This window comes from Nocardia sp. NPDC127606 (assembly GCF_042671725.1).
Taxonomy (GTDB): Bacteria; Actinomycetota; Actinomycetes; order Mycobacteriales; family Mycobacteriaceae; genus Nocardia.
The window spans coordinates 22,432-44,386 of record NZ_JBHXWQ010000015.1 but is presented as its reverse complement, the minus strand read 5'-3'; the positions used below and the strand labels follow the sequence as shown (position 1 = coordinate 44,386).

At 67.9% G+C, this 21,955-nt stretch carries 18 protein-coding genes; 9 read left to right on the top strand and 9 right to left on the bottom strand.

Annotated features, from left to right (window positions below):
* Window positions 1-115: 115 nt before the first annotated feature.
* Window positions 116-970 carry a 3-methyl-2-oxobutanoate hydroxymethyltransferase gene (panB, locus tag ACFVJ5_RS35400; RefSeq protein WP_379227052.1) on the bottom strand — a complete coding sequence of 285 codons (855 nt, stop codon included), beginning with the start codon at window positions 968-970 and terminating at the stop codon, window positions 116-118.
* A 142-nt stretch (window positions 971-1,112) separates the two neighbouring features.
* Between panB and ACFVJ5_RS35395 the strand changes: the two genes are divergently transcribed.
* The 3 genes from ACFVJ5_RS35395 (at window position 1,113) to ACFVJ5_RS35385 (ending at window position 7,224) form a co-directional block, all read left to right on the top strand.
* Entirely contained in the window at window positions 1,113-2,702 is a 1,590-nt protein-coding gene (locus ACFVJ5_RS35395; RefSeq protein ID WP_379227050.1) for an alpha/beta hydrolase, read from the top strand.
* A 121-nt stretch (window positions 2,703-2,823) separates the two neighbouring features.
* Entirely contained in the window at window positions 2,824-4,164 is a 1,341-nt protein-coding gene (gene glnA / locus ACFVJ5_RS35390; protein WP_379227048.1) for a type I glutamate--ammonia ligase, read from the top strand.
* Between the two features lie 48 nt (window positions 4,165-4,212).
* Window positions 4,213-7,224: a bifunctional [glutamine synthetase] adenylyltransferase/[glutamine synthetase]-adenylyl-L-tyrosine phosphorylase gene (locus ACFVJ5_RS35385; RefSeq protein WP_379227046.1), complete on the top strand. Its 3,012-nt coding sequence runs from the start codon at window positions 4,213-4,215 to the stop codon at window positions 7,222-7,224.
* Between the two features lie 58 nt (window positions 7,225-7,282).
* Here ACFVJ5_RS35385 and ACFVJ5_RS35380 read toward each other — a convergent pair whose 3' ends face one another.
* Window positions 7,283-7,486, bottom strand: coding sequence for a cold-shock protein (locus tag ACFVJ5_RS35380; RefSeq protein ID WP_056821080.1), 204 nt, complete (start codon window positions 7,484-7,486; stop codon window positions 7,283-7,285).
* 221 nt (window positions 7,487-7,707) lie between these two features.
* Between ACFVJ5_RS35380 and ACFVJ5_RS35375 the strand changes: the two genes are divergently transcribed.
* Both ACFVJ5_RS35375 and ACFVJ5_RS35370 read left to right on the top strand, forming a co-directional pair.
* Entirely contained in the window at window positions 7,708-8,730 is a 1,023-nt protein-coding gene (locus tag ACFVJ5_RS35375; protein WP_379227044.1) for a hypothetical protein, read from the top strand.
* 103 nt (window positions 8,731-8,833) lie between these two features.
* Window positions 8,834-11,347, top strand: coding sequence for a DUF262 domain-containing protein (locus ACFVJ5_RS35370; RefSeq protein WP_379227042.1), 2,514 nt, complete (start codon window positions 8,834-8,836; stop codon window positions 11,345-11,347).
* Here ACFVJ5_RS35370 and ACFVJ5_RS35365 read toward each other — a convergent pair.
* Window positions 11,344-11,631 (bottom strand): hypothetical protein, encoded by a 288-nt coding sequence (locus tag ACFVJ5_RS35365; protein WP_379227040.1) that lies wholly within the window; start codon window positions 11,629-11,631, stop codon window positions 11,344-11,346. The genes ACFVJ5_RS35370 and ACFVJ5_RS35365 overlap by 4 nt on opposite strands.
* Window positions 11,632-11,718: 87 nt before the next feature.
* On the opposite strand from ACFVJ5_RS35365, the gene ACFVJ5_RS35360 reads away from it, so the two are divergent.
* Window positions 11,719-12,669, top strand: coding sequence for an endonuclease/exonuclease/phosphatase family protein (locus ACFVJ5_RS35360; protein ID WP_379227038.1), 951 nt, complete (start codon window positions 11,719-11,721; stop codon window positions 12,667-12,669).
* 74 nt (window positions 12,670-12,743) lie between these two features.
* Window positions 12,744-14,189, top strand: a complete 1,446-nt coding sequence (locus ACFVJ5_RS35355) for a metallopeptidase (RefSeq protein ID WP_379227036.1) — start codon at window positions 12,744-12,746, stop codon at window positions 14,187-14,189.
* Between the two features lies 1 nt (window position 14,190).
* Here ACFVJ5_RS35355 and ACFVJ5_RS35350 read toward each other — a convergent pair whose 3' ends face one another.
* Genes ACFVJ5_RS35350 through ACFVJ5_RS35340 form a run of 3 tightly spaced genes read right to left on the bottom strand, consistent with a single transcriptional unit; the run spans window position 14,191 to window position 16,943 of the window.
* Entirely contained in the window at window positions 14,191-14,652 is a 462-nt protein-coding gene (locus ACFVJ5_RS35350) for a 6,7-dimethyl-8-ribityllumazine synthase (RefSeq protein ID WP_379227034.1), read from the bottom strand.
* A 36-nt stretch (window positions 14,653-14,688) separates the two neighbouring features.
* Window positions 14,689-15,525: an alpha/beta hydrolase gene (locus ACFVJ5_RS35345; protein WP_379227032.1), complete on the bottom strand. Its 837-nt coding sequence runs from the start codon at window positions 15,523-15,525 to the stop codon at window positions 14,689-14,691.
* On the bottom strand, window positions 15,522-16,943 hold the full coding sequence (locus ACFVJ5_RS35340) for a M20/M25/M40 family metallo-hydrolase (protein WP_379227030.1): 1,422 nt from the start codon (window positions 16,941-16,943) through the stop codon (window positions 15,522-15,524). Before ACFVJ5_RS35340 ends, ACFVJ5_RS35345 begins: the two co-directional genes overlap by 4 nt.
* Before the next feature lie 119 nt (window positions 16,944-17,062).
* On the opposite strand from ACFVJ5_RS35340, the gene ACFVJ5_RS35335 reads away from it, so the two are divergent.
* On the top strand, window positions 17,063-17,806 hold the full coding sequence (locus tag ACFVJ5_RS35335; protein ID WP_056821069.1) for a DUF4191 domain-containing protein: 744 nt from the start codon (window positions 17,063-17,065) through the stop codon (window positions 17,804-17,806).
* Between the two features lie 52 nt (window positions 17,807-17,858).
* On the opposite strand, the gene ACFVJ5_RS35330 is transcribed toward ACFVJ5_RS35335, so the two are convergent.
* The gene (locus ACFVJ5_RS35330; protein ID WP_379227028.1) at window positions 17,859-18,242 is read right to left on the bottom strand and encodes a YrdB family protein; all 384 of its coding nucleotides are present in this window, start codon (window positions 18,240-18,242) and stop codon (window positions 17,859-17,861) included.
* Between the two features lie 45 nt (window positions 18,243-18,287).
* Complete coding sequence (locus tag ACFVJ5_RS35325; RefSeq protein WP_056821067.1) at window positions 18,288-18,743, bottom strand: RDD family protein; 456 nt, start codon at window positions 18,741-18,743, stop codon at window positions 18,288-18,290.
* Between the two features lie 288 nt (window positions 18,744-19,031).
* Here ACFVJ5_RS35325 and glnA (ACFVJ5_RS35320) point away from each other — a divergent pair, with 288 nt between their 5' ends.
* Complete coding sequence (gene glnA, locus ACFVJ5_RS35320; protein ID WP_379227025.1) at window positions 19,032-20,468, top strand: type I glutamate--ammonia ligase; 1,437 nt, start codon at window positions 19,032-19,034, stop codon at window positions 20,466-20,468.
* A 163-nt stretch (window positions 20,469-20,631) separates the two neighbouring features.
* Here glnA (ACFVJ5_RS35320) and ACFVJ5_RS35315 read toward each other — a convergent pair whose 3' ends face one another.
* A complete protein-coding gene (locus ACFVJ5_RS35315; RefSeq protein ID WP_379227024.1) occupies window positions 20,632-21,891 on the bottom strand; it encodes a lipase family protein in 1,260 nt (419 codons plus the stop codon).
* Window positions 21,892-21,955: the final 64 nt, after the last annotated feature.

The window sequence follows — 21,955 nt, the reverse complement described above, 5'->3', positions numbered from 1 at the left end:
CCGGCGACCCGGCCGCGGACCGGCCACTTCGTGGCCGTCCCTCCCTAGGGGTCGGGAGTGCGGTGGGTGGGTTGGGTGGGTTGTTGAAGACGGGGACAGGTTGTTGTGGGTCCGGTCAGAAGCTGTGTTCTGGGCCGGGGAAGGTGCCTTGGCGGACTTCGGCGGCGTAAGTGGCTGCGGCGGTGCGGAGTTCGTCGCCTACGTTGCCGAAGCGCTTGACGAACTTAGCGGTCTTGCCGCTGGTGTAGCCGGCCATGTCCTGCCAGACCAGCACCTGGGCGTCGCAGTCGGCGCCCGCGCCGATGCCGACGGTCGGGATGGTCAGCTTGCGGGTGACCTGGCCCGCGATCTCGGCGGGGACCATTTCCATGACCACCGAGAACGCACCGGCTTCCTGCACGGCGATCGCGTCGGCGACCAGCTGCTCGGCGCCGTCGCCTCGGCCCTGGACCCGGAATCCGCCCAGGGTGTTCACGCTCTGCGGGGTGAACCCGATGTGGGCCATCACGGGGATGCCCGCGGAGGTGATCAGCGCGATCTGCTCGGCGACCCGTTCGCCGCCCTCGAGCTTCACCGCGTGCGCGCCGCCCTCCTTCATGAAGCGGATGGCGGTCGCCAGGGCCTGCTGCGGCGAGGACTCGTAGGTTCCGAACGGCAGATCGGCGACGACCAGCGCGTGCGGGGCACCGCGCACGACACCGCGCACGAGCGGGATGAGCTCGTCGACGGTGATCGGCACGGTGGTGTCGTAGCCGTAGACGACATTGGCGGCGGAATCGCCGACCAGGAGCACGGGGATACCGGCTTCTTCGAACAGTCGCGCGGACGAGTAGTCGTAGGCCGTCAGCATCGACCAGCGCTCACCGTCGGCCTTCATCTGCTGTAGATGCTGGACGCGGGTCTTGCGGCGTGGCTTGCTGTCGGCGGGAGTGGCACCGTAGGCAGGACTCTGCTCATCGGATACGGACATCATCGTCCCTTTCGTCTGGTTCCTCGAGGCCCATACCGGGTCCCCGGGCTTTTCTGACCATCTCAGTGTGCCACCTGCGCCCGCACGGGTTTAAGGCCCGGCACCGGTGTGATCGGTCACATCCGGTGATTCGGTTACCGTGATGCGAGCCCGTTCGGGCGCAGGTGTGCGCCGCGGGGCGCGGAAAGGTGGGCCCACTGTGCAGCGAGGCCGGCTCGTCGTGCTCCTCGGCGCTGTCTCTGCGTTGATCGTCACCGGATGCGGCACCGGCGAGGACAGCGCACCGCGTGCTGAACTGCCCCCGCCCCCACCGGGCCTGGACAGCTTCTACGACCAGCAGGTCGACTGGGGCTCGTGCGAGGGCTACGGCAGCCCGGAGGACCGGCTGCCGCCCAAGGCCGAGTGCGCGCGGATCACCGTGCCGATCGACTACGCGCGCCCGGACGGCCCGACCGCCCAGATCGCGCTCTCCCGGATCCCGGCCACCGGCGAGAAGGTCGGCTCGCTGCTGATGAACCCGGGCGGACCCGGCGTCTCCGGCCTGTCCATGGTCGGTGTCGGCAATCGCACCGAGCTGGCGGAGAAGTTCGATCGGGTCGGGTTCGATCCGCGCGGGGTCGGCTCGTCGCTGCCCTCGATCGTCTGCCTCACCCCGCAGCAGGCCGACGCCGAGCGCGCCGAGCCGCCCACCGACAACACCCCGGCGGGCATCGCCGAGGCCGAGGCCGACAACCGTGAGTACGCCGACCGCTGCGCCCAGCGCACCGGCGTCGACCTGCTCGGCCACGTCGGCACCCGCGAGGTGATCCAGGACATGGATGTCATACGGGCCGTCCTCGGCGACGCGAAACTGAGCTACCTCGGCTACTCCTACGGCACCCGCCTCGGTTCGGCCTACGCCGAGAAATACCCACAGAACGTGCGCGCGCTCGTCCTCGACGGCGCCGTCGACTCCTCGCAGGATCCGGTCCAGGAGTCACTGCGTCAGGCGGCGGGCTTCCAGGGCGTGTTCACCGCCTACGCCACCGACTGCGCGAAGAACGCCGACTGCCCACTCGGCACCGATCCCGCCCAGGCCGTGACCCGTTTCCGCGAGCTGGTCGGACCGCTGGAGAAGACTCCGGCGCCGACCGCCGACCCGCGCGGCCTCAGCTACAACGACGCGATCACCGGCGTCCAGCAGGCCCTCTACAGCGACGACCTGTGGCAGATCCTCACCCAGGGCCTCGCCGAACTGCGCGCGGGCAGCGGCGACACCCTGCTGCAACTGGCCGATATGTACGACGGCCGCCGCCAGGACGGCACCTACGCCAACACCCAGGACGCCTTCAACGCGATCCGCTGCGTCGACGATCCCCGCGTCACCGATCCCGCGGTAACCGGCCGCCAGGACACCGAGTACCGCAAGGCCGCCCCGTTCCTCGACGACGGCAAGGGCACCGGCGCCGCCCCGCTGGAACTGTGCGCCGCCTGGCCGGTGCCCAACACCAGCACCCCGCATCGCGTCTCGGCCCCTGGGCTGCCGCCCACCGTCGTGGTCTCCACCACCGACGATCCGGCTACGCCCTATCAGGCCGGTGTCGACCTGGCCGCACAGCTGGGCGCCGACCTGATCACCTTCCGCGGTAATCGGCACACCGCCGCGCTCGTGGCGGGGGATCAGTGCCTCGACACCGCGGTGATCGACTACCTCGTCGATCTCGCCACGCCCGCGCCCGGTCTCACATGCTGAGAGCCACATTTGCTCACCGCGCCCCGTCGTGGCCGGTGAGATGTGCGAACGATGTGACGAGATCGCAAACCCGTCTCCGTATGTAACACGGATTTAACGCCGGGTGCTTACTCTCGCCGGTATGGATCGCCAGAAGGAATTCGTGCTGCGGACGCTCGAAGAGCGGGATATCCGCTTCGTCCGTCTCTGGTTCACCGATGTGCTGGGCTACCTCAAGTCCGTCGCCATCGCCCCCGCCGAGCTCGAAGGCGCCTTCGAGGAGGGCATCGGCTTCGACGGCTCGGCCATCGAAGGCTTCGCGCGCGTGTCCGAGGCGGACATGGTCGCGCGCCCCGATCCGTCGACCTTCCAGGTGCTGCCGTGGGCCAGTTCCAAAGGCCACCAGCACTCGGCGCGGATGTTCTGTGACATCACCATGCCCGACGGTTCGCCGTCCTGGGCCGACCCGCGCCACGTGCTGCGCCGTCAGCTGAACAAGGCCGCCGACGCGGGCTTCAGCTGCTACGTGCACCCCGAGATCGAGTTCTTCCTGCTGGAGAACAACCTCAAGGACGGCTACGAGCCGACCCCGGCCGACAACGGCGGCTTCTTCGACCAGGCCGTGCACGACGCGGCGCCGAACTTCCGCCGCCATGCCATCGACTCGCTCGAATCCATGGGCATCTCGGTCGAGTTCAGCCACCACGAGGGTGCTCCGGGCCAGCAGGAGATCGACCTGCGCTACGCCGACGCGCTCTCGATGGCCGACAACGTGATGACTTTCCGCTACCTGATCAAAGAGGTGGCGATCGACGAGGGCGTGCGCGCGACGTTCATGCCCAAGCCGTTCTCCGAGTACCCCGGCTCGGCCATGCACACCCACATGAGCCTGTTCGAGGGCGAGAACAACGCCTTCGCCGATCCCGACGACCCGAACAACCTCTCGGGCACCGCGCGCTCGTTCATCGCGGGCATCCTCGAGCACGCCCCCGAGATCAGCGCGATTACCAACCAGTGGGTCAACTCCTACAAGCGCCTGATCCACGGTGGCGAAGCCCCGACCGCGGCCTCGTGGGGCCGGTCCAACCGGTCGGCGCTGGTGCGGGTGCCGATGTACACCCCGAACAAGTCGTCCTCGCGTCGCGTCGAGATCCGCAGCCCTGATTCGGCCTGCAACCCGTACCTGACCTTCGCGGTGCTGCTGGCCGCGGGTCTGCGCGGCATCGAAAAGGGCTACACGCTGCCCCCCGAGGCCGAGGACGACGTGTGGTCGCTGACCGACGCCGAGCGTCGCGCCATGGGCTTCCGCACTCTGCCCGGCACCCTCGACGAGGCCTTGCAGGCGATGGAGCGCTCCGAGCTGGTCGCCGAAACCCTCGGCGAACACGTCTTCGACTTCTTCCTGCGCAACAAGCGCCGCGAATGGGCCGCCTACCGCTCGCAGGTCACTCCCTGGGAACTGAAGGAATACCTGAGCCTCTGAGCGATCCTGGGCCGAAAACCCGCGGCGCCAGCCGCTAGGCTTACAGCTATGGTCCGGCCACCGACTGCCCGCTCCGCTGTACCCGGCGTCGGCCGGCTCGGTTTACTCGAACCGACAGCGGCGGCTTCCCTGCACCAACTCGGTTGGGACAACGTCGACGGGGTGCCGGTGCTCTGGGCGCTCTCGCGTTCGCCCGATGCCGATCTGGCGCTGTCCACGCTGGTGCGGCTGCGCGAATCGCTCGAAGACGAATGGCTCGAACTGGATTCGGCGATCCGGTCCGACACCACGTTGCGCGGCAGGCTGTTCGGCTTGCTCGGCTCGTCGACGGCGTTCGGCGACCACCTGGTCGCTGTCCCGGCGGCGTGGAAAGTACTGCACAAGAACGAACTTCCCAGCCGTGACGAGCTGATCGCCGATCTGCTCGACGCCGTCGACGCGGCGCCGGAGACCGGGCCCAACGCGGGGCCGATGCTGTTCCGCGCCGGGATCGCCGGTCCGGAGGCGGTCGCCTTGCTGCGCAGCAGGTATCGCGATCAGCTGATGCTGCTGGCCGCGGTCGATCTCGCCTCCACGGTCGAGAACGAACCGGTGCCGCCGTACCTGGTGGTCGGCAAGCACCTGTCGGATCTGGCCGATGCCGCGCTCACCGCCGCCCTGTCGGTCGCGGTGGCCAGGGTGTGCAAGAACGGCCCGGTGCCGGTGCGACTCGCGGTGATCGCGATGGGCAAATGTGGTGCGCGAGAACTGAACTACGTCAGCGACGTCGACGTGGTGTTCGTCGCCGAACCGGCCGACGCGACCGCGACCCGGCTCGCCGCGGAGATGATGAGCGTCGCGAGCTCGGCCTTCTTCGAGGTCGACGCCGCGCTGCGCCCCGAGGGCAAAGCGGGCGCCCTGGTACGCACCCTCGACTCCCACCTCGCCTACTACAAGCGGTGGGCGCGCACCTGGGAGTTCCAGGCGCTGCTGAAGAACCGGCCGATGACCGGCGATCTGGAACTCGGCAAGCAGTACCGCGACGCGCTGATGCCGATGGTCTGGACCGCGTCGGAACGCCCCGACTTCGTCGCCGACGTCCAGGCCATGCGCCGCCGGGTCGAGGATCTGGTCCCCGCCGACATGCGTGAGCGCGAACTCAAACTCGGCGCGGGCAGCCTGCGCGATGTCGAATTCGCCGTGCAGCTGCTGCAATTGGTGCACGGCCGGGTCGACGAGGCGCTGCACGTCACCAATACCGTCGAAGCGCTCACGGCCCTCGCCGCGGGCGGCTACGTCGGCCGCGAGGACGCCGCCAACCTCACCGCCTCCTACGAATTCCTGCGCCTGCTCGAACACCGCCTGCAATTGCAGCGGCTCAAGCGCACCCACACCCTGCCCGCGGCCGATGACGAGGAGGGCATGCGCTGGCTGGCCCGCGCCGCCCACATCCGGCCCGACGGCCGCCAGGACGCGGTCGGCGTGCTCGACACCGACATCCGCCGCAACGCCGTGCGGGTCCGGCGGCTGCACGCGAAACTGTTCTATCGCCCGCTGCTGGACGCGGTCGCCCGGATGGACTCCGACGCGCTGCGCCTGAGCCCCGACGCCGCCGTCCGCCAGCTCGCCGCCCTCGGCTACGGTGCACCGGCCAACGCGCTCGGCCATCTCAAAGCGCTCACCGGCGGCGTCTCGCGCAAAGGCCGCATCCAGGCCCTGCTGCTGCCGACGCTGCTCGAATGGCTCGGCGACACACCGAATCCCGACGCCGGGCTGCTCGCGTACCGCCGGGTGTCGGAGGGGCTCGACGACCAGATCTGGTTCCTGCGCGTCCTGCGTGACGAGGGCGCGGTGGCCCAGCGTCTGATGATCGTGCTCGGTTCCTCGGAGTACCTGCCCGATCTGCTGATCAACGCGCCCGACACCATTCGCATGTACGCCGACGGGCCCGGCGGCCCGCAGTTGCTCAGGACCGAACCCGAAGACGTCGCCCGTGGCATGCAGACCGCGGCCGCGCGCTACGACGACCCGAAACGTGCTGTCGCGGCGGCACGTTCACTGCGCCGACACGAACTGGCCAGGGTCGCCTCGGCTGACGTGCTCGGCATGCTGGACGTCCCGCAGGTGTGCGCGGCGCTGTCGTCGGTGTGGGTCGCGGTGCTCGAGGCGGCACTGAGCGCGGTCATCCGCGCCTCGGAGGCCGAACGCGGAGCGCCCGCGCCCGCCGACTTCGCGGTGATCGGCATGGGCAGGCTCGGCGGGATGGAACTGGGCTACGGATCCGACGCCGACGTGCTGTTCGTCTGCGATCCGCGCCCCGGTGAAGACGAGGCCGCGGCCGTGAAATGGGCGAACGGGATCGCCGAGAAGGTGCAGCGGCTGCTCGGCGCACCGAGCGTCGACCCGCCGCTGCAGGTCGACGCGGGCCTGCGCCCCGAGGGCCGCAACGGACCCCTGGTGCGAACGCTGACCGCCTATCAGGCCTACTACGCGCAATGGGCCCAGCCGTGGGAGGTGCAGGCGCTGCTGCGCGCCCACCAGGTGGCGGGCGATCAGGATCTGGGCGTGCGCTTCCTGCACGTCATCGACCCGATCCGCTACCCGACCGGCGGGGTCTCGGAGGAATCGGTCCGCGAGATCCGGCGGATCAAGGCGCGCGTCGACTCCGAGCGACTCCCGCGCGGTGCCAACCCGTCCACCCACACCAAACTGGGTCGCGGCGGTCTGGCCGACATCGAATGGACGGTCCAACTGCTGCAATTGCGCCACGCGCACGAGGTACCCGCGCTGCACAACACCTCGACCCTGCAGTCGCTCGACGTGATCGAGGCCGAGGGCATCCTCGAACCCGACGATGTGGCGCTGCTGCGTGAATCGTGGATCACCGCCACCGCGGCCCGCAACGCGCTCGTCCTGGTCAAGGGCAAGCCGTCGGATCAACTCCCCGGCCCCGGCAAGCTGCTCTCCGCGGTCGCCCGGGTAGCGGGCTGGCCCAACGACGACGGCAGTGAATTCCTCGACACCTACATGCGGATCACCCGTCGGGCGAAGGCTGTCGTCGAGCGCGTGTTCGGGGCATAGTCCGGGCATGAAAAAACCCCGCACCACTGGTGCGGGGCATCTTCAGTTCACGCCGAAATCAGATGGCGCGGACGTCCTGGGCCTGGGGGCCCTTCTGGCCCTGGCCGACCTCGAACTCCACCCGCTGTCCCTCTTCGAGGGACTTGAAGCCCGAGCCGCCGATAGCCGAGTAGTGAACGAAGACGTCGGGGCCGCCTCCGTCTTGGGCGATGAAGCCGAAGCCCTTTTCGCCGTTGAACCACTTGACGGTGCCTTGAGTCATGTTTTAAAAGTCTTTTCCGTAGGTGAGCCATGGCGATCACTTGCGATCAGCCCAGTCTCAGCAACCCAGTATGCCATACTCGCCAGCAAACCGCGCCTTGCGGTTTGTCACACCGCAATGTGGGCGGCGTATGCCGTGGAAAACCGGCGTGTTGCGTGGGTCGGCAACCAATGCGTGCGCCCCTTTCCCATCGCGCCGCGGACTGTGCCAATCTGGGCGGTATGGGTGAGATGAACGCGGGGCGTGGCGGGCACGTCGACCTGGCCATGCGGGTGCTCGACGCACACGTGGCGTTCACCAAGCAGCAGTTGCGCGAGCCGGCCGAGTTCCTCGAGTTCGTCACCGAGGAGATCGACGGCGCACTCGACGAGGCCGCGGAGCTGACCCTCGCGCAGGCGGTGACCCGTGAGCAGATCAAGGCGGTCGCGCACAAGTTCGCCGTGCAGGTTCCCGTCGAGGGCGCGATTCCCGAACTCGTCGGTGAGATCGCCACCCGCCTGTACAACCACCGCGCCAACGACGAGATCGAGGTCGGTGAGCTCGTCGACAACCGCCGCTTCGACGAGCTGGTCGACGGCGTAGCCGATCTGGATCTCACCCACCGGCTGGTGCGGCTGGTGCTCAACAGCCCGGTGACCATCGACGCGTGCGTCGAGGCAGTCCAGCGCGCGGTGGTCACCGCGGTCGACGACGGTTTGCACCCCGAAGGCGGCGGCCTGGCCCGCACGCTGCGCGGCGCGCTGTCGCGGTTGGCCGAACCCGCGATGCCCGCGATCGAGCACGGCGTGGGCAGGCTCACCCGCACCGGCGCGCGATTCGTGTTGCGCGGCAACAGCGGTGACGCCGACGAGGTCTTGCTCGACAGCGCCCGCGAGACCTGGCGCAAACACACCGGCGACGCGGTCGGCTCGTTCCGTGATCTGGTCTCGGCCGACGATGTCGAAGACATCGTCGTGCTCGTCTTCGAATTCTGGCGCACCTTCCGCGATACCGACTACTTCCGCGCCCTGCTCGACGAGGGCGTGGACCATGTCTTCGACAAATACGGCGACACCCCCCTTGCCGAATTGCTGGCTGAGCTGGGCGTAGGGCGCGCGGAGATGCTCGAGGAGGCGCTGCGTTTCGGCCCTCCGGTCCTCGAAACACTCGACGAGCGCGGTTATCTCGACATCGTGCTGCGGCGCAGACTCGCTCCGTTCTATGCTTCGGACGCCTTCCGGGCCGCAGTGTCCGGGATGGAGTGATCGCGCCAGTTCCGTTCGGCCGCTGGCATGTCGGGATGTGTCGGTACGATTCGTGCAACGATGGGGCGCTTGTCTGCCACCGGATCTCGATCGAAAGGCTGCCGTGACACGTCTGTCCACCCTGCTCGACCAGATCGACTCCGGTGCTGTGCTGCTGCCCGAATTCCAGCGTGGCTACGTGTGGAACCGCGACCAGGTGCGTGGACTCATGCGGTCGCTGTATCTCGGGTATCCGGTTGGTGGGTTGCTGGTGTGGGAGACCGGGTCCGAGGAGATCGCGGTACGCGGGTCGACGACCGGCTCGGGGCTGCGCCAGCTGCTGCTCGACGGTCAGCAGCGCATCACCACCCTGTACGGGATCATGCGCGGAACGGCGCCGTCGTTCTTCGAAGGCGACGAGATCGCTTTCACCGGTCTGCATTTCGATGTCGAGCGTGAGCTCTTCGAATTCCAGGTGCCCGCCCGCGATACCGCGCCGGCCTGGATCGACATCACCGAACTGTTCGCCCAGGGCCCGATGCACTACCTGGCCAGGTTCCCGGACGAGTCGCCCGAAACCCTTGCCCTCTATCTCGATCGGCTGAACAAGGTCCGCGAGGTCGCCAACCGCGAGTTCAATGTCGAGACCATCACCGGATCGGATCGCACGGTCGACGAGGTGGTCGACATCTTCAACCGGGTCAACTCCGGCGGCACCAAACTGTCCAAGGGCGACCTCGCGCTGGCCACCCTGTGCGCGCAGTGGCCGCAGGCCCGCGGCAACCTGCGCGACCACCTGATCCGCTGGGACAAAGACGGCTACACGTTCACCCTGGACTGGTTGCTGCGCAACGTGATCGCCGTCGGCAACGGCCGCGCGCACTTCGACGCGCTCGGCGATCTGGCACCCGCGGAATTCGAGCAGGCCCTGGTGGCCACCACGAAACAGGTCGACACCTTCCTCGACACGGTGGCGGGCCGGCTCGGCCTCGATCACGACCGAGTTCTGATGGGGCGCTACGCGATTCCCGTGATCACCCGCCTGCTGTTCCTCAACGGCGGCCGCTTCGACGACGATCTGCACCGCGACCGGGTGCTGTACTGGTACGTGCATTCCGCGCTCTGGGGCCGGTTCAGCGGGTCCACCGAGACGTTCCTGCAACAGGACTACGACACGCTCGAACGCGGCGGCATCAACGCGCTGATCGGCTCGCTGGAACGGCTGCGCGGCGGCTCGCTCGACCTGTGCGCCGACGATTTCGCCGGTGCCACTCGCGGTTCCCGGTTCTATCCGCTGCTGTACATGCTGACCCGCGTCGACGGTTCACGCGATCTCGGCACCGGCTCGGAGCTGGGCATCGAGCAGTTCGGCGAGCGCACCCCGGTACAGGTGCACTACCTGTTCCCGAAAACCCTGCTGCGCGATGCCGGTTACGAACGCAACGAGATCAACGCGATCGCCAACTTCTGCTTCCTCAGTCCCGGCTCCGAGGCCGAGCTCGGCGAGCGTGAGCCCGCCGACTACTTCGCCGAGGTGGAACGCCGCAACCCGGGTGTGCTCGCCTCGCAGTGGATTCCGACCGACCCGTCGCTGTGGCGGGTGGAGAACTACCGTGAGTTCCTGCGGGCGCGCCGCAAGATGCTCTCCGCCTCGGCGGATGCCTTCCTCGAAAAGTTGCGCACCGGCAAGCTGCACCGCCCGACCCTGCTGACGGTGGGTGTCGCCGGGGTGACCATCGGCGATCCCGCGGTGGACCAGGTCAACGCGCTCGTCGACGATCTCATCGCCGACGGCTTCGGCTTCCCGCTGCTCGACAGTGAGGTCTCCGACCCGGTCACCGGCCGCGAACTCGCTGTCGCCGAAGCCTTTTGGCCCGAAGGCCTGCAGCCGGGCGTCGGTATGCCGGTGGTGCTCGTGCTCGAGCCGTCCAATGCCGACCTCACCCGCTTCGCCCAGCTGGGCTACGCGGTGTTCACCTCTGTCGACGCCCTGCGCGGTTACGTCGACAACCTGCGCGTGGAAGCCTCCGGCGACAGCGGCATCGACGGCCCGGTCGGCGATCTGGCCGCATTGGCCGACCGTCTGCCCGCCACCTGGGTCGGCAATTCCGAACAGGTCTGGTTCCGCTTCGCCTGGAACCTGCTGGAGCGCGACCGCGCCGAAGGCCCCGACGCGCTGCTCGGTCCCGAACAGCTCGCCCTGCGCTACATCGCGCTGTGGGCGCTCACCCGCACCTTCTACATCCACGCCTTCGACCAGGGCAACCCCGGCGAATGGCGCTACTACCTCGGCGACGCCATCGGCCCGAGCCCGCTGGTCCCGCGTGCGTGGCTGGCCCAGCGCGCCGTCGAATCCGGTGCGCTGGCCCCCGGCATCCCGCCCGGCGACGAAGACATCGCGATCGCTCTCGTGCACGGCGTCATCGAGACCGTCGACGAGGTAGCCACCGCGCTGTCCCACCTCCTCGGCGGGCCCGGTCTGTTCGCCTCCCTGTGGGCGTCGGCGGGCGCGGCCGAACACTACGGCTACCCCCTGTCCACCGATCAGATCAACGACCTCATCAACCAGGTGGTCAACGATCCCGAGTCCCGAAAGATCCAGGCCTACAACTGGATCGAGGCGGGTCTGCCGCTCTAGGGCTTGCCGGTCGCGCGCTGGAAGGTCGTGACGAAGTCGGTCAGCGCGGTGCGGTCCTCTAGGTCGGCCGGTCGGTAGCCGCGGTCGGCTTCGACGGTGATCGCGGTGCCCGCCCCGACGCGCAGCTCGTCCCAGCAGACCGGGAGAACCGGGAGCTGCACGGTGCGCTCACCGACGGTCAGGGTGATCGCCGAGGTGTACTTGTTCGCGACGGTCATCAGCTCCTCGACGGCCCGCTCGGTGAGTGGACCCGCGGCGGCGAATTCTTCGATGTACACGGTCACCTCCCTTCCGTCGGCCAGTGTAGGTCCTCACAGAGTTCCCAAGACAGCCACAAGAGACCTGAAAGTGGCGCCGCTTAGGGTGACCTCATGATGCGTAAATGGGTGGAACGGGCGTTGCTCGTCCTGGGGTGGGGCGCGGTGGTCGCGGCGGTGGCCGGGATCGTGTTGCACGTCGTGGACTGGCGCCAGAAGTCGATGGTGCTGTTGGCGTCGGGGGCGATGTGGTTGATGCTCGGCGCGGTCGTGGGGCTGGTGCTGTTGCTGCTCGCGCGAGGCTGGCGCAGCTCGGGGGCGGCGGCGCTGGTGCTGGCCGGCGCCGCGTGGCTGGTGGTGCCGTCCTACATTCCGACGGCCAGGGCCGCCGATGGGCCGGAACTGGTGGTGATGCAGTCGAACATCCTCTTCGGCAAGGCCGACCCGGTCGCCGTGGTCGGTGCGGTGCGAGAGAACAACGTCGACGTGCTCACCGTCGAGGAGTTGACCATCGACTCGATCACCGGTCTGCGTGGGGCCGGACTCGAAGAACGACTGCCCTACTTCTACCTGGAACCCGCGCAGTCGGGTGGTGGCGGCACCGGCATCTACAGCCGATACCCGTTGCGCGACACCAAGAAATACGACGGCTTCATCATGAGCAACATCTCCGCGACGATGCAACATCCACAGCGCGGACCGATGTCGGTCTTCGCCTTCCATCCGATTCCGCCGAACCTCGACTTCGGCGCCTGGTCGGCCGAGATGCGCCGGGTCGACGAGATCCTCGCGGCGACCAGCGCACCCGCGATCGTCGGCGCGGATTTCAATGCGACGCACGATCATTCGGCGTATCGCGCGCTGCTCGACGGTGCGTTCGCCTCGGCCGCGGACCAGACCGGTGACGGTGTGCTGCTCACCTACCCGGCGGATCGCCGGTGGGGGCCGGTGATCGGGATCGATCACATCCTCGTCGCAGGTGGGGTGGCCGAACAGATTCGCACGCTCACCATCCCCGGCTCCGACCACCGCGCGGTGCTGGCCACGATCCGAATGGGCCTGTGACAGCGGTCGTTTACCATGTGAGCGCTCTATCGCGGACCGCAAGGCGTCCGCGTCATTTCCGGGGAGGACAGCGCATGAGAAGACATCGGTTCGGCGCGACCATGGCAGCTTTGATGAGTATCGGCATGCTCGTATCCGGTTGCGGCGCGACAACTGTCGCGAGCGACCAGGCGCAGCCGATCATGGACAACCCGTGGGAGGTGGCGGGCGCGGCGTCGTCCACCGGTCCCAGTGGGTCGCGTCCCGGTGTGCCCGACACAGACAAGAAGGCCGACAACGGCGACAACGGCAAGATCGACAAGCTCGCGCTCAACGCCATCGCCGACATCGAAGAGTACTGGCAGACCGAGTATTCCAAGACTTTCCGTGGCAATTTCAAGCCCGCCTCGAAGTACATCTCGTGGTCGGCGAAGGCGCCGGAGTCGGAGTCGGTGCAGTTCTGCAAGAGCAGTACCTACAAGCTGGTGAACGCCGCGTACTGCCCGCTCGACCACACCATCGGCTGGGACCGCACCGTCCTGCTGCCGCTGCTGGTCGACAAGTACAAGGAGATGTCGGTGGTGATGGTGCTCGCCCACGAATACGGGCACGCCATCCAGTCCCAGGCCGACCTGTTGCGCGGGTTCCTCACCGACGCGCTGGTCAAGGAGCAGCAGGCCGACTGCCTGGCCGGTGTGTTCCTTCGCCATGTGGCAGAGGGCAATTCGAAGCACTTCACGCTCAACACCACCGACGGGCTCAACGGTGTGCTCGGCGCGACCGTCGCCGTGCGCGACCGCGACCCCAATGATCCCGACGCCGTGCACGGTTCGGCGTTCGAGCGGGTGACGGCGGTGCAGATGGGTTACACCCAGGGCGCCAAGTCGTGCAAGGACATCAACGAGGACGAGATCGAGAAGCGTCGCGCCGGTCTGCCCGTCACCTTCGAAGAGGGGGAGCGCGACGAGCAGCTCCCGGTGAACAAGGAGACCCTGACCACCCTGGCGGCCCAGCTCGGCAAGTCGATGCCGGTGAAGACCGCGCCGAAGTTCGACTACGCCGGCGTCACCCGCAACTGCGCGTCGACGACCACCACCGAGCCGGTGTCCTACTGCCCGGGCTCCAACACCGTCGGCACCGATGTCCCCGGCATGGCCAAGCGCGCGGGTGAGGGGTCCAGCGCCAAGGAGGAGCCGCTGTCAGCGGTCGTCACCGGCGACTACAACGCGGCCGCGGTCTTCGTGTCCCGCTATGCCCTCGCGGTGCAGCAGGATCGCAAACTGTCGCTGTCGGGCGCCGAGTCGGCGGGCCTGCGCACGGCGTGCCTGACGGGCGTGCTCACCACGAAACTCAGTGAGCCGAACAGCGATCCGCGCCTGTCGGCCGGTGACCTCGACGAGGCGGTCTCCGGCCTGCTCGCCGACGGCCTCGCCGCCTCCGACGTCAACGGCAAGGTGGTGCCGAGCGGATATCAGCGCCTCGAGGCGTTCCGCACCGGCGTCCTCAGCGGCGAGCAGGCCTGCCTGAACCAGTTCAAGTAGGTCAACTGGAGGTAGGCAGTGACCGCAGGGAGCTGAGGGTGTTCGCCACCGCGCGGGCAGCCTCGGCTCCCTTTGTCACGAAGTGGTTGGTGTAGTAGTCCACGTGCTCGCTGTGCTCGTGGAAGTGGTGCGGGGTGAGCACCACCGAGAACACCGGCACATCGGTGTCGAGCTGCACGCGCATCAGGCCGTCGATCACCGCGGAGGCGACGAAGTCGTGGCGGTAGATGCCGCCGTCGACGACCAGGGCCGCGGCGACGATCGCGTCGTAGCGGCCGGTGCGGGCCAGACGTTGGGCATGCAGCGGGATCTCGAAGGCGCCGGGGACGTCGAACACCTCGACGACCTCGGGATCGAACCCGAAGCCGGTGTATTCGGCGAGGAAGCCCTCGTGCGCCTTGTTGACGATGGAGCTGTGCCAGCTGGCGCGGATGAAGGCAACGGCGCCGGTAGACGTGGTCATGAGTCGCAAGTCTACTAGTGTCGCCGACGCGAAAACTTACTGGCCGGTAACATGGGTCGACAGCCAATCGGTGACATCGCCGAGCACCTGCGCGCGCTCGGGCTCGTTGAACACCTCGTGGTAGAGCCCGGGGTAGCGCAGCACTGTCACATCGGTCGAGCCCGCGTCACGTTCGAGCAGATCCGCGCTCGACGGTGACGCGATCACGTCGGCGGTGCCGTGCACTACCAGCAGCGGCGCGGTGAGCGCGCCCAGACGCTGCTTCACCAGCGCGGTGTGCTGCAGGATCTCCACCGCGGTGCGCGCGGGCAGCTTGCCGCGGAAGACCAGCGGGTCGTCGTCGTAGGCGCGCACCACCTCGGGATCGCGGCTGATCGTGGACGAATCCAGGGTCAGCACACCGAGATTCGGTGCGAACCGGGTGAGCAGGGGAGCGGCGAGGCGCTGGATCGGATTGCCGAGCGGAATGTCCAGTGGCGGCGCGGACACGATGATGCCCGCCACGTCGACCGGTCCGCGGGTCGCCTGGTGCAGGACCACCAGGCTGCCCATCGAATGCCCGAGCAGGAACCGGGGGACACCGGGATGAGCGGCGCCCGCGAGATCGAGCAGGGTCGCGACATTGTCAGCGGCGCCCTGCATCGAACCGATATTGGCCGCCGGGCCCTCGGACAGGCCGTGCCCGATGTGGTCGAGCGCGTAGACCGCGAAGCCGGCGTCGGCCAGCGTGGTGCCGACGTGTTCGTAGCGGCCCGAGTGTTCGGCGACGCCGTGCACCAGCACCACCACCGCGCGCGGTGCCGACTCCGGTTGCCATGCGCGCCAGGCGATCTTGCCGCCGTGGCCCGCGAACTCGCCGGTGTCGGTTGTCATCGTGGCGCTCCTCCTGCTGCTTCGGGCGCCGCGGCGAGCCGCTCGATGAGACGCCGGTTGAACTCGATCAGCCGAGCGTAGTTGAGTCGCGAGATCCGCTCGTCGGTTCCGTGGATCCGTTCCAGATCCGCCGCGGTCAACACGATCGGCGCGAAGTTGCAGCGGGTCGCGGCCAGGCCGTCGTAGTGGCGGGAATCGGTGGCGCCGGGCACGATCCCGGTGGTGGTCACGATTCCGGGCACCACGCTCGACGCCAGCTCGGCGACCATGTCGAACGCCGGACCGGGCCCGTGGAACCGCGAGGGCTCCGACGCCGGTCCGACGAGGTCGATCGCCACGCCGATATCGCGGATCACCCTGGTGCAGTGCGCCAGCACCGCCGCCACCGAATCACCGGGCAGGATACGGAAGTTCACCAGCGCCTCGGCGCTCTGCGGGAGCACATTGGCCTTCACGCCGCCGCTGATCACGGTGGGCGCGGTGGTGGTGCGCACCAGCGCCTCGGTGGTCGGGCCCGCCGCCATGATGCGGGCGACGAGCGGCCCGGCCAGCCTGGACAGCCCGCGTGCGTCGGTGAGCTCGAGCAGCCGGCGGCGCGGTTCGGGCAGCGCCTCCCGCATGCGGGCGAGCATGTCGCTGATCACCGGCGTCAGCCGCAGCGGCATCGGATGATCCTGCACCCGCGCGACCGCGCGTGCCAGCCGCCCCACCGCGGTCTGCTTGCCCGGCATCGAGGAGTGACCGCCGGTCTCGGTGACCGAAAGCCGCACCGTCGCATAGCCTTTCTCGCCGAGCATGATGCTGGCCACCGGCCGGTCGACCCCGTCGGCGACGCCGTCGGTGATCACCCCGCCCTCGTCGAGCAGCAGGTCCGCGCGCACGTCCCGCTCGCGCAGGTGCTCGGCCATCCGGACCGCGCCGCCGTCACCGAAGACCTCTTCGTCGTGACCGAAGGCGAGGAACACGGTGCGGCGCGGGCGAATTCCGGCTGCCAGCGCCGACTCGACCGCTTCCAGGACGGCGAGCACGCGGCTCTTGTCGTCGATCGCGCCACGGCCCCAGATGAATTCGTCGTCGACGACACCGTCGAACGGGGGATGGGTCCAGCGTTGCGCGTCGTCGACCGGCACCACGTCCTGGTGGGCGAGCAGGATCGCCGACACCGCACCCGGCTCGGCGCCGTCCCAGCGGTAGAGCCTGCTGTGGCCGAAGGTCGTCAATGTCAGCTCGGCGTGCACGCGGGGGAACGATGTCTCGAGGTGGGCGGCCAGGCGCGCGAACTCCGCGTCGGCGGTGTGCGCGGGATCTTCCGTCGACACCGTCACGCACTGCAGCGCGACAGCCAGTCGCCGGGCGACCTCGTCGTCGACGCCCTCGGTGACGGGGGTCGGGGTGGGGTTCTCGGTGATCGGGCGCATCTCAGCCATTGTGGCCCGTGGTGAGGGCAGCCGCCCGCCGAACGTGCCCGAAACGCCGTGATCCTCGCGCGGTGTGATGCGGTCAGACGCCCCGGCGGCGCGCCATCTAAGCTGACACCATGGCAGGAGGCAAGGGCGGCAAGCCGTCGAAGGAAGCCAGGGCCGCGGCTAAAGCGGCCCGTAAGCAGGCATCACGCGAGCGTCGTCAGCAGTTGTGGCAGGCGTTCAACATGCAGCGCAAGGAAGACAAGGCGCTGCTGCCGCTGATGATCGGCGCACTGGTCGGCACCACGGTGGTCTTCTTCCTCATCGGGCTGATCTTCGACATGCAGTGGTTCCTGCTGCCGCTGGGTCTGCTGCTGGGTGTGCTGTTGGCATTCATCCTGTTCGGGCGCCGCGTGCAGAAGAACGTGTACCGCAAGGCCGAGGGTCAGGCGGGCGCCGCGGCGTGGGTGCTGGAGAACCTGCAGGGCAAGTGGCGGGTCGCCAACGGCGTCGCCGCGACCACCCAGCTCGACGCCGTGCACCGCGTCATCGGCCTGCCCGGGGTGATCTTCGTCGCCGAGGGTTCGCCGCAGCGGGTCAAATCGCTCATTCAGCAGGAGAAGAAGCGCACCGCCCGCCTGGTCGGTGACACCCCCATCTACGAAGTGATCGTCGGCAACGAGGAAGGTCAGACTCCCCTCAAGGAGCTGCAGAAATACCTCACCAAGCTGCCGCGCAACATCGACGTCAAGCGGATCGACCAGATCGAGGGCAGGCTCTCGGCCCTGAGTTCGCGCAGTGGTCCCGCGATGCCGAAGGGCCCGATGCCCCCCGGTGCGAAGATGAAGGGTATGCAGCGCGCGATCCGTCGCCGCTGACCCAGTCCCGCCGCGAGCCCGTCACCGTGTCCGGTGACGGGCTCGCGACGTTTCAGGCGTTGGGTGAGCGGCCGGTCAGCAGCCACAGAACCCGGTCGTATGCCAGTAGGTGGTAACCGACGAGAACAGCCGCCGAGATCAACGCGAGGCGCGGCAGCGAAGCGGCCCACAGTGCCACGGCGCCACCGAAGAGCACCGTGAACTCGACGAGCAGCCGGACCTGGCCGGAGACGGGCACCGGTGAACCGCCGCCGCGTCCCGGATCGTCGGGGAGGGTGAACACACCCCACAGCGTCGCGGCCGCGATCGGCAGTACCACCACGAGCAGGTACCGCCATGGCGAGTCGAAGGCGCGCCATCCGTAGACGCCGAACGAGGCGATGGCGATCAATTCGAGCAGAAAACGGACGGCCAACATGGCCGGATTCAGTGACACGGCCTGATCGTATGGCTGTGCGCGACTACGAGCATGCCCAACCGCTCAGCGAGCGTTGACCAGGGCCGTCCCGGTCGCCCGGTCGTGCATGCCGCGACCGTCGGCATCGGTGAACAGCGCGGGCACCACGAACACCAGCAGCACCTGCCTGGCCAGCGCGCGCACGAATCCCACCGCCACCGGAGCGTCGATGCGCAGGACCCGCAGCTTCATGAAGTACTGGCCCGGGGTGAACCCGAACAGCGTCACCGCGGCCACGCCGACCACGAACCACACCAGCAGCGGCACCGACGACGACACGAAGCTGCGGGTGATCACCGCGGCGATCCCGACGGCGATGAACCAGTCGATGAACAGCGCGACGACCCGTCGCCACGTCGGGGCGAGCGATCCCGCTCCCTCGCGCGGCAGCCCGTACAGCTCACCGGGGTAGCCGGAGATGTCCGAGTCGCCGGGTTCGCCCGGGGACCCGGATAGCCATGTGCCGGTAATACGCGCCATGGGACCCAGGATAGTGGCGCGCGATCGGTCGCCCACGACCGCATTAATGGAGGTCACGTCAGCGCGGGATCGCGCGGATGGCAGGATTAGCGTGAAGATCGCGCCCGGATGGCTGACATCACCCAGGCATCCGGCTCGCGTAACACTGGCGAAACATAGCCTTGACTGTTGGGAAACACCGCGTCCTTAGCGTCAGGTCGCGACGAACCCCTTCGTAGCGACTGCGCGCAGGTCGTTCGAAAGGGCCAGCATCGCGACTGGCTGGGAACCGATTCGTAAGGAGAGCAAGTGACGTTCAGCACGGCCGAAGAGGTCATCCAGTACATCAAGGAAGAGGACATCGAATACGTCGATATCCGCTTCTCCGACCTGCCCGGCGTCCAGCAGCACTTCTCGATCCCGGCCAAGGCGTTCACCGCCGACCTGGCGGAAGAGGGTCTGGCGTTCGACGGCTCCTCGGTGCGTGGCTTCCAGTCGATCGACGAGTCGGACATGCTCCTGCTCCCCGACTTCAGCACCGCCCGGATCGACCCGTTCCGTGCCGCGAAGACGCTCAACCTGAACTTCTTCGTCCACGACCCGTTCACCCGTGAGGCGTACTCCCGCGACCCGCGCAACATCGCGCGCAAGGCGGAGGAGTACTTGCGTTCGACCGGTATCGCCGACACCGCCTTCTTCGGCGCCGAGGCCGAGTTCTACATCTTCGACGGCATCCGTTACGGCTCCGGCATGAACGGCTCGTTCTACGAGATCGAGTCCGTCTCCGGTTCGTGGAACACCGGCAAGGAGTTCAACCCGGACGGCAGCCGCAACCTCGGCTACAAGGTCCGCAACAAGGGTGGCTACTTCCCCGTTGCCCCGTACGACCACTACGTCGACCTGCGCGACGAGATCTCGACCAACCTGCAGAACGCGGGCTTCGAGCTCGAGCGCGGCCACCACGAGGTCGGCACCGCCGGTCAGGCCGAGATCAACTACAAGTTCGGCACGCTGCTCTCGGCGGCTGACGACCTGCAGCTGTTCAAGTACATCGTGAAGAACACCGCGTGGAAGGCCGGCAAGTCGGTCACCTTCATGCCGAAGCCCCTCTTCGGTGACAACGGCTCGGGCATGCACGTGCACCAGTCGCTGTGGAAGGACGGCAAGCCGCTGTTCCACGACGAGGCCGGCTACGGTGGCCTCTCGGATCTGGCGCGTCACTACATCGGCGGCATCCTGCACCACGCCCCGTCGCTGCTGGCGTTCACCAACCCGACCGTCAACTCGTACCACCGTCTGGTGCCGGGCTACGAGGCCCCCATCAACCTGGTGTACTCGCAGCGCAACCGCTCGGCCGCCGTGCGTATCCCGGTGACCGGCAACAACCCGAAGGCCAAGCGCATCGAGTTCCGCGCGCCTGACTCCTCGGGCAACCCGTACCTGGCCTTCGCCGCCATGATGATGGCCGGCCTGGACGGCATCAAGAACAAGATCGAGCCGCTGGCTCCGGTCGACAAGGACCTCTACGAGCTCCCGCCGGAGGAGGCCAAGAACATCCCCCAGGCCCCCACCAGCCTGGCCACGGTCATCGATCGCCTCGAGGCGGACCACGACTACCTCACCGAGGGCAACGTCTTCACGCCTGACCTCATCGAGACCTGGATCAACATCAAGCGCGAGCACGAGATCGCCCCGGTCAACCTGCGTCCGCACCCGTACGAGTTCGAGCTCTACTACGACGTGTGATCCTGACCTGCGGGAACGGGCCTGACCGGCCCGTTCCGTCCGCAGTGGGTACGCAGTAGAACGGTTTCGAGTCCACCCGCTCCGTGATCACAGAACGTGATTACGGGGCGGGTGGACTCGTCTGTATCCGGGCACAGATGCCCGGATACGTCGAGGTAGTGCGCTATGAACCACCGAGCGACATGGACGTCACCGTGCGCGTCGAGCAACCGTCCGACGCGGCCTGCCCTGCCAGACGCTCATCGACCCAACGCAGGACCGCGGGAGTCGCACTGATCGCGAGGCTGACGTGCTCGCTCAATTGGTCCCGCGTGTACGTGATTCGTGCCCCCGACGCGCACCACTGTGCCACCGCCTTGTCGGGCCCCGCGATGGTGACGATCTCGTCGTGCACGGCGTTGTAGAGGAACAGCGGCGCGGTCTGCGACGAGGGGGCGAAGTCCAGCTCGGCCAACGACTCCTGTATCTGCTCGATAAGTTGCGCAAAAGGAATCGTCAGGTAGTCGTCCATGCGCAGGAACGCGTGCTGAGCCACGTTCGGTGTCACACATTTGCTGTCCCCCGCGGCCATCAGCGCTTGCCCGGCAGGCGTCAGATATTTGTCGAAAGCCGCCGCCACACGTGGATCGGCGCGCATCATGCCCGGCAGGAGCGACGGCAGGAAACCGGAGAACGGACCGGCATCGAGGGTCCCCATGTAGCTGCCGATGGGCGCTGTCCCTCCACCCATGGTGACCCCGACCAGTCGTATTTCGGGAGCGTAGGTCGGCTGCACGTGCGCGACCCAGCTGGTGCCGTACGCTCCGCCGGAGTAGCCCATCGCGGCAACCGGAGTATCGGTGCCGGACAGGCCGAGCGGCGCGAATCCCTGGGCCGCGCGCACTCCGTCGAGCGCGGCGTAACCCGGCTGCCTCGGGGCGAACAGCGTCCCCTTCGGCCCCTCCCAGTCGGGTACGGAAATCGCATGACCCGACGACAACATCTGGTCGATCTGAATGAGATCCAGTGAGGAGTCGTACTTGTCCGGCGCTCCTTGCTGGAGCACGTACGAGGGCGCGCACTGTGGGGCCGAGGCGTCCGTGGCAGCCTGATAGGTGATCAATCCGTTGACCTGCCCGGTCCGTGGGCGCAGCACCGTCGTCACGGTTGCCATGGGTCGGCCGTCGGTATCTGTCGTTCGGTACAGCAACTGCCAGGCGTCGGCGTTCTGCGCCTGTGGCGTCAGCGAGGCCACCTCGACGGGTCGCGAATTCAGGATGGCGCCCGGTGCCTGCGAGTCCCAGCCCGACGGCGGGGTGTAGAACGGGTCGTTCTGCGGAGTGGTCAGCGGGTCCGCACTACCGACCGCCATGGGAGTACCGGTCAAGCACAACACGGCCGACACCGCGATCAGAGCCGAGCGCAGCTGACCGCGCTCGACCACTGAACACGATGCACCACAGGCTGATACGACACTGTCTACCATTCGGACTTCCCTCCCTGGAGGG

What these genes read in the sequence shown, in the direction of transcription:
- ACFVJ5_RS35385 (WP_379227046.1), top strand. Translation starts at nt 4,213, where the DNA reads ATGGTCCGGCCACCGACTGCCCGCTCCGCTGTACCCGGCGTCGGCCGG.
- ACFVJ5_RS35335 (WP_056821069.1), top strand. Translation starts at nt 17,063, where the DNA reads ATGGCAGGAGGCAAGGGCGGCAAGCCGTCGAAGGAAGCCAGGGCCGCG.
- ACFVJ5_RS35340 (WP_379227030.1), bottom strand. Translation starts at nt 16,943, where the DNA reads ATGCGCCCGATCACCGAGAACCCCACCCCGACCCCCGTCACCGAGGGC.
- ACFVJ5_RS35325 (WP_056821067.1), bottom strand. Translation starts at nt 18,743, where the DNA reads ATGGCGCGTATTACCGGCACATGGCTATCCGGGTCCCCGGGCGAACCC.
- ACFVJ5_RS35375 (WP_379227044.1), top strand. Translation starts at nt 7,708, where the DNA reads ATGGGTGAGATGAACGCGGGGCGTGGCGGGCACGTCGACCTGGCCATG.
- ACFVJ5_RS35360 (WP_379227038.1), top strand. Translation starts at nt 11,719, where the DNA reads ATGATGCGTAAATGGGTGGAACGGGCGTTGCTCGTCCTGGGGTGGGGC.
- ACFVJ5_RS35395 (WP_379227050.1), top strand. Translation starts at nt 1,113, where the DNA reads ATGCGAGCCCGTTCGGGCGCAGGTGTGCGCCGCGGGGCGCGGAAAGGT.
- glnA (WP_379227048.1), top strand. Translation starts at nt 2,824, where the DNA reads ATGGATCGCCAGAAGGAATTCGTGCTGCGGACGCTCGAAGAGCGGGAT.
- ACFVJ5_RS35345 (WP_379227032.1), bottom strand. Translation starts at nt 15,525, where the DNA reads ATGACAACCGACACCGGCGAGTTCGCGGGCCACGGCGGCAAGATCGCC.
- ACFVJ5_RS35380 (WP_056821080.1), bottom strand. Translation starts at nt 7,486, where the DNA reads ATGACTCAAGGCACCGTCAAGTGGTTCAACGGCGAAAAGGGCTTCGGC.
- panB (WP_379227052.1), bottom strand. Translation starts at nt 970, where the DNA reads ATGTCCGTATCCGATGAGCAGAGTCCTGCCTACGGTGCCACTCCCGCC.
- ACFVJ5_RS35355 (WP_379227036.1), top strand. Translation starts at nt 12,744, where the DNA reads ATGAGAAGACATCGGTTCGGCGCGACCATGGCAGCTTTGATGAGTATC.
- ACFVJ5_RS35350 (WP_379227034.1), bottom strand. Translation starts at nt 14,652, where the DNA reads ATGACCACGTCTACCGGCGCCGTTGCCTTCATCCGCGCCAGCTGGCAC.